Annotated in this window: 5 protein-coding genes and 1 pseudogene; all 6 read left to right on the top strand. The window is 54.8% G+C overall.

Annotation, left to right across the window (positions count from 1 at the left end; all coding sequences use genetic code 11):
- Nucleotides 1-290 (top strand): annotated as a pseudogene (locus B3Z49_RS08800) (hypothetical protein); the annotation flags it as partial.
- Nucleotides 291-364: 74 nt separating this feature from the next.
- On the top strand, nucleotides 365-1384 hold the full coding sequence (locus tag B3Z49_RS08795; RefSeq protein WP_296990059.1) for a threonine aldolase family protein: 1020 nt from the start codon (nucleotides 365-367) through the stop codon (nucleotides 1382-1384).
- A gap of 406 nt (nucleotides 1385-1790) precedes the next feature.
- Complete coding sequence (locus B3Z49_RS08790; RefSeq protein WP_296990056.1) at nucleotides 1791-3398, top strand: ABC transporter substrate-binding protein; 1608 nt, start codon at nucleotides 1791-1793, stop codon at nucleotides 3396-3398.
- Between the two features lie 112 nt (nucleotides 3399-3510).
- Nucleotides 3511-4521 carry an ABC transporter permease subunit gene (locus B3Z49_RS08785; protein WP_008891562.1) on the top strand — a complete coding sequence of 337 codons (1011 nt, stop codon included), beginning with the start codon at nucleotides 3511-3513 and terminating at the stop codon, nucleotides 4519-4521.
- Nucleotides 4522-4534: 13 nt separating this feature from the next.
- On the top strand, nucleotides 4535-5446 hold the full coding sequence (locus B3Z49_RS08780; RefSeq protein WP_296990054.1) for an ABC transporter permease subunit: 912 nt from the start codon (nucleotides 4535-4537) through the stop codon (nucleotides 5444-5446).
- Nucleotides 5447-5449: 3 nt separating this feature from the next.
- Complete coding sequence (dppD, locus tag B3Z49_RS08775) at nucleotides 5450-6463, top strand: dipeptide ABC transporter ATP-binding protein (protein ID WP_296990052.1); 1014 nt, start codon at nucleotides 5450-5452, stop codon at nucleotides 6461-6463.
- Nucleotides 6464-6620 lie beyond the last annotated feature (157 nt).

The raw sequence follows: 6620 nt of genomic DNA, 5'->3' as shown, positions 1-6620 counted from the left end.
TCTGGCCTATCTTGAAGATGATCTTTGGCTGCGCAATGCCCGTCACGCCAACGCGGCCGCAACAGGCACTCGCCAAATCGCTTTCAAGCATGGGCGCAAAGCCCGCCTTTGCCCCCCAAGGCAACGAGTTGTTTATTCACATGACCAACGCCTTGGCCGAGAAGCTCCGCGATGCAGGTATTATATTCCGCCCCTGGCCGTCACTTGGTCCGGATGCCTATCGGTTTGTCTGTGCCTGGAACAGTCCGATTGAGTTGATCGAGGCTTTGCCGGAAACCGTTGGTCAATAGCGCAACCTTGCCATGCTGCCCAGTTGCATGTGATATCACCGCCCGAATGCCACCAAAAAACGACGAGATTTAAGATGAATTTTGCCTCGGACAATGTATCGCCCTTTTGCCCGGAAATTCTGGAAGCCCTGACAAAGGACACCTCTGTCAATGCGCCGGCCTATGGCGGTGACGATCTTAGCCAGCAACTCGATGCTGCCTTTTCCGAGCTGTTTGACAAGGAAGTTTCCGTCATTCCGGTAGCAACCGGTACTGCGGCAAACTGTATAAGCCTGTCTGCGCTTGTTTCGCCTTATGGCGGGGTGGTTTGCCACCATGAAGCCCACATCAACGAGGATGAAAGCACCGGCGTTGCCTTCTTCACGGGCGGCGCGAAGCTTTTGCCGATGGATGGCCCGGCGGCAAAGCTTGAAGCAGATTGCCTTGATGGCTTTGTCAGCGGTCTTGTTGATCGCGGTGTGCATTCGGTGTCGCCTGAATGTGTGGCGATCACACAGGCGACCGAACTTGGTGCTGTTTACACGGTTGATGACGTCAAGGCGATTGGCGAGGTCTGCCGCAAGCATGATCTGCGCCTGTTTATGGACGGGGCGCGGTTTGCCAACGCGATGGCACATCTCAAATGCCATCCGGCCGATGTCACCTGGAAGGCCGGCGTCGATGCCATCAGCTTTGGCGCTACCAAAAATGGTGCCATGGCGGTTGATGCCATTGTTCTTTTTGACACCAGCTTGAAATCCCGGATTGAGCAGGCGCGCAAACGCAGTGGCCACCTGCATTCCAAGCACCGCTACCTGGCGACCCAGCTTCTGGCCTATATCAAGGATGATGTCTGGCTGAAAAATGCCGCCCATGCCAACGCAGCAGCGCAGGCCCTTGCCGACGTCCTGATCAAACAGGGCGCGTCACTTACACATGCGGCAGAGGGCAACGAGCTGTTTGTCAAAATGTCCACGGAGCTTGCCGGAAAATTGCGTGATGCCGGCCTGATGTTCCACGGCTGGCCGTCGCTTGGTGCGGATGTTTATCGATTTGTTGCGGCGTGGAACGCGGATATCGTGCAAATCACCGAACTCAGTACCACTCTAGGGTAGAAATTGAGGCTAAAAGGCCGGGTGAAATCAAACGAATCATTATGATTCAATAAGATATGAATCGTTTAAAAGCACATTTTAAACACGTGATTTAGCGATTTCACCGGCTGAGCCTTGAAAAAAATGCACTGCTGCAATGATGAAACCGGACAGTGAATTTCATAAAAATAACAAATACTTGACTTAAATTCATCATTCGAACCTGCGGTCGCACTACGTAAAATCCCGCAGGAACCGTTGACGATACGCAGAAACCCTGATTACTTTCCCTCGTCGATTGCCAACATTCATACCTGTTGGATCGGGTAAACCTCGTCCGTTGCAAAATATGCTGTCAAACGTGACCGGATCAAATGTCACGCGGACAGCATTGATTTGCTCGGACCAGCCTTGAGGGAGGCATTTAATGAAAGCGAATTTCGTCAAAGTGGCACTTGGTGCAGGCCTGCTTGCAGCCACCGCACTTGCTGCTCCGACCGCCGCTTCGGCAAAAACCCTGGTATATTGCTCGGAAGGTAGCCCGGAAGGCTTCAACCCGTCGCTTTACACCGCAGGCACGACCTTCGATGCGTCTTCGCGTCAGGTCTTCAACCGCCTCGTACAGTTCAAGCGCGGTACCACCACCATCGTTCCGGGTCTTGCGACCAGCTGGGACGTTTCGGCTGATGGTCTGGAATATACCTTCAACCTGCGTGAAGGCGTAAAATTCCACACCACCGAAGACTTCACCCCGACCCGTGATTTCAATGCTGATGACGTGGTCTTCACCTTCATGCGTCAGTTTGACAAAGATCATCCGTATCATGGCGTTTCCGGTGGCTCTTATGAGTACTTCAACGCCATGTCCATGCCGGACCTGGTCAAGGACATCGTCAAAGTTGACGATTACACCGTCAAGTTCGTTCTGAACCGTCCGGAAGCTCCGTTCATTGCCAACATGGCCATGGATTTTGCTTCTGTTCTGTCGGCTGAATATGCTGACAAGATGATGGAAGCTGGTACCCCGGAAGCTGTTGACCTGAACCCGGTCGGCACTGGTCCGTTCCAGCTCGTTGCCTATCAGAAAGATGCGGTTATCCGTTACAAAGCATTCCCGGAATACTGGGAAGGCAAAGCGGCCATCGATAACCTGATCTTCGCCATTACCCCGGACAGCACCGTTCGCTATCAGAAGCTGAAAGCTGGCGAATGCCATGTCATGCCGTACCCGAACCCGGCTGATCTGGAAGCGATGGAAGCAGATGCAGACATCAACCTGATGAGCCAGGAAGGTCTGAACGTCGGTTATCTCGGTTACAACACCGCGAAAGAGCCGTTCACCGACCCGAAAGTCCGTAAAGCACTGAACATGGCAATCAACAAAGATGCCATCATCGAAGGTGTTTATCAGGGTGCTGGTTCGGCTGCGAAAAACCCGATCCCGCCGACCATCTGGTCTTACAACAACGACACCGTTGATGACCCGTATGATCCGGAAGCAGCAAAAGCCATGCTGGCGGAAGCTGGTTATCCGGACGGCTTCACCACTGACATCTGGGCAATGCCGGTTCAGCGTCCTTACAACCCGAACGCACGCCGTATGGCAGAACTCGTTCAGGCTGACTGGGCTGCAATTGGTGTGAACGCCGAGATCGTATCCTACGAGTGGGGTGAATACCTTGAGCGCACCAAAAAAGGTGAACAGGGTACCTTCATGCTCGGTTGGACCGGTGATAACGGCGACCCCGACAACTTCCTCGCAGTCCTTCTGGGTTGTGACGCTGTTGGCGGTTCGAACCGTGCACAGTGGTGCAACGAAGAGTTCGACAACCTGATTCAACAGGCGAAAACCACCTCGGACGTTCTCGAGCGTACCCGTCTGTATGAAGAAGCACAGGTTGTCTTCAAACGCGAAGCACCGTGGGCAACCATTGCACACTCCATCGTGTTTGAGCCGATCCGTAACGAAGTTGTTGACTACAAAATCGATCCGTTCGGTGGCCACATCTTCTACGGTGTAGACCTCGCTGAATAAGCGTATCAAAGCCTAATCAGAGAGGCCCGGTTTTCCGGGCCTCTTTGCAATTTCGTAAATGAGAGAGACGTCCGGACGGACAAACCGTCCGGAGATAAAAAGGCCCGATGGCATGCTAGGATTCCTGTTTCGCCGCTTGGGGGACATCATCCCGACCTTCTTCGGTGTCACCCTTCTGGTATTTTTCCTGATCCGTCTTATTCCCGGTGATCCCATTCTGATGATGGCCGGCGAACGTGGCGTAGATGCAGTCAGATACGCAGAACTAAAGGCACAATACGGTTTTGATCAGCCGGTTATTGTCCAGTATTTCGATTATTTGATAGGCGTATTCCAAGGCGATCTGGGCAAATCCTTCGTCACCAAAAAACCTGTCATTGACGAATTCCTGACTCTGTTCCCGGCAACAGTCGAACTTGCCACCATGGGCATTCTGTTCGCGGTGATATTCGGGATTCCATTCGGGGTTTTGGCCGCGATCCATCGCGGCAAGTGGATCGACCACCTGACGATGTCGTTGTCCCTAACTGGCTATTCGATGCCGATTTTCTGGTGGGCTCTACTTCTGATCATGTTCTTCTCGACCACCTTGGGCTGGACACCGATTTCGGGGCGTATCTCGGTCATGTACTTCTTTGAACCGGTCACCGGTTTCATGTTGATCGATAGCCTTCTGAGTGGTGAGAAAGGCGCTTTTGCCAGCGCATTCAGTCACCTGATCCTACCAACCGTGGCCTTGGGGACGATCCCGATGGCGGTGATTGCGCGTATGACGCGCTCCTCGATGCTGGAAGTTCTGGGCGAAGAATATATCCGCGTTGCACGCGCCAAAGGTCTGGCACCGATGCGGGTAATCATGGTGCATGCGCTGCGCAATGCCCTGATCCCGGTGATCACGGTGATCGGCCTTCAGGTCGGCGTGCTACTGGCCGGTGCAATCCTGACCGAGACGATTTTCTCTTGGCCCGGTATCGGCAAATGGATCATCGAAGCTATGAACCGTCGCGACTATCCGACCATTCAGGGCGGCATTCTGATGATTGCCTTCCTCGTGATGGCCGTGAACCTGATCGTCGACCTGCTGTACGGGATTATTAACCCCCGTATCCGTTACAAGCGCTAGGGAGAGCTGTGAGATGAGCGAGAACACCACCCCGTCCGCAGCAGCCGTTGAGCCCGTCGGAGCTCCGCCGAGCCCGCTGCGCGAAACTTGGGACTATTTCAGAAAGAACCGTGGTGCCTATGTCGGTTTGATCGTGATTGCGATCATTCTGTTTCTGGCCCTGACCGCGCAATGGGTTGCGCCCTATGATCCGATTGCACAGGACCGTGCTGCGTTTCTGAAACCGCCAATCTGGATGGAGGGTTCGGACCCGCGCTATATCCTTGGCACCGATGCGGTTGGCCGTGACATCCTGTCTCGCCTTATCCACGGCGCGCAATTGTCGGTTTCAATCGGCGTGTTTGTTGTCATCCTGTCAATGGTTTCAGGCATCGTGCTTGGCATGGTGGCCGGTTACTTCCGTGGCTGGGTTGAAGTCGCTGTCATGCGTCTGATGGACATCATGCTGGCCCTGCCCAGCCTGGTGATGGCGCTTGCAATTGTCGCCATCCTCGGCCCGGGGCTTGAAAACGCGATGCTGGCCATCGCCATCGTCCAGTTGCCGCACTATGTGCGTCTGACGCGCGCCTCGGTCGTATCGGAACTCAACAAGGAATATGTCATTGCATCGCAGATTGCCGGTGCCGGTCATGTCCGCCAGATGTTCGTCAATATTCTGCCGAACTGCATGGCACCGCTGATCGTGCAGGGCACGCTTGGTATTTCAAGTGCGATCCTTGACGCTGCGGCCCTTGGCTTCCTTGGCCTTGGCGCGCAGCCGCCGCTGCCGGAATGGGGCACCATGCTCTCTGAGGCCCGTGAATTTGTGGGCTCCGCTTGGTGGGTGATCACCTTCCCCGGCCTTTGCATCCTTGTCACCGTGCTTGCCTTCAACCTGATGGGTGATGGCCTGCGCGATGCCCTTGATCCCAAGATGAAACGGTAAGTCATGGCTCTTCTCGAAGTAAAAAACCTGACAGTCGAGTTCGGCTCCGAAGACAAGCCGTTTCGTGCTGTTGATTCCGTAAGCTACTCTGTTGATCGCGGCGAAGTCCTTGGCATCGTCGGGGAATCCGGTTCGGGTAAATCGGTTTCATCGCTTGCCGTAATGGGTCTGATTGATTTTCCCGGTCGTGTGACCGCGGATGCCCTGACCTTTGATGGTCAGGACCTGATCACCATGCCGGCAAAACGCCGCCGCGAAATCACCGGCAAAGACATCGCCATGATCTTTCAGGATCCGATGTCGGCCCTTAATCCGTGCTTCACGGTCGAAGCCCAGATCATGGAGGCCCTTAAGGTCCATGAAGGCGGCAACAAGAAGCAACGTCGTGAACGCACGCTTGATCTTTTAAACCAGGTCGGCATTCCCGATCCGAAGTCGCGCATGACCGCCTACCCGCATCAACTGTCGGGCGGCATGAGCCAGCGTATCGTCATTGCCATGGCAATTGCGTGTAACCCGCGCCTTCTGATTGCCGACGAGCCGACCACGGCCCTTGATGTGACCATTCAGGCCCAGATCATCGACCTGTTGCTGAAACTGCAAGAAGACAGCGACATGGGCCTGATCCTGATCACCCATGATCTGGCACTGGTGTCGGAGGCAGCCAACCGCATTCAGGTGATGTATGCCGGTCAGCTGTTTGAAAGTGGCCCGGCTGACAGCATTTTTGCAGCCCCCCGCCATCCCTATACGCAGGCACTGCTCGAAGCGCTGCCGGAACGTTCCGAAGGCCATGACCGTCTTCGCACCATTCCCGGCGTAGTTCCCGGTCAGTATGACCGCCCGCAGGGATGCCTACTGGCACCGCGTTGCCGTTATGCCAATGACCACTGCGTGAAATCGCGCCCGGAGGTCACCGACTTCAATGGCCGCGATGTGCGTTGCTTCTATCCGCTAAATGATCAGGGCCAGCCGACCGGCCTGACCGCTGATACGACCACCGGGGAGACTGTGTAATGAGTTTTCTGGATACCAAACCCGGTGTTCCGCTTCTGGAATCCGATGATCTTGTCCGTCACTACGAGGTCAATCGTGGCTTTGGCAAACCCAGTGCCATGGTCAAGGCGCTTGATGGTGTTTCCTTTACGCTTGAATCGCAAAAGACCCTTGCGGT

The organism is Thalassospira sp. UBA1131 (assembly GCF_002311515.1).
In the GTDB taxonomy this organism is placed as follows: domain Bacteria; phylum Pseudomonadota; class Alphaproteobacteria; order Rhodospirillales; family Thalassospiraceae; genus Thalassospira.
Note: the sequence above shows the minus strand (reverse complement) of the source record. Positions and strands in the feature narration are given on the sequence as shown.

What these genes read in the sequence shown, in the direction of transcription:
- B3Z49_RS08780 (WP_296990054.1), top strand. Translation starts at nt 4,535, where the DNA reads ATGAGCGAGAACACCACCCCGTCCGCAGCAGCCGTTGAGCCCGTCGGA.
- dppD (WP_296990052.1), top strand. Translation starts at nt 5,450, where the DNA reads ATGGCTCTTCTCGAAGTAAAAAACCTGACAGTCGAGTTCGGCTCCGAA.
- B3Z49_RS08795 (WP_296990059.1), top strand. Translation starts at nt 365, where the DNA reads ATGAATTTTGCCTCGGACAATGTATCGCCCTTTTGCCCGGAAATTCTG.
- B3Z49_RS08790 (WP_296990056.1), top strand. Translation starts at nt 1,791, where the DNA reads ATGAAAGCGAATTTCGTCAAAGTGGCACTTGGTGCAGGCCTGCTTGCA.
- B3Z49_RS08785 (WP_008891562.1), top strand. Translation starts at nt 3,511, where the DNA reads ATGCTAGGATTCCTGTTTCGCCGCTTGGGGGACATCATCCCGACCTTC.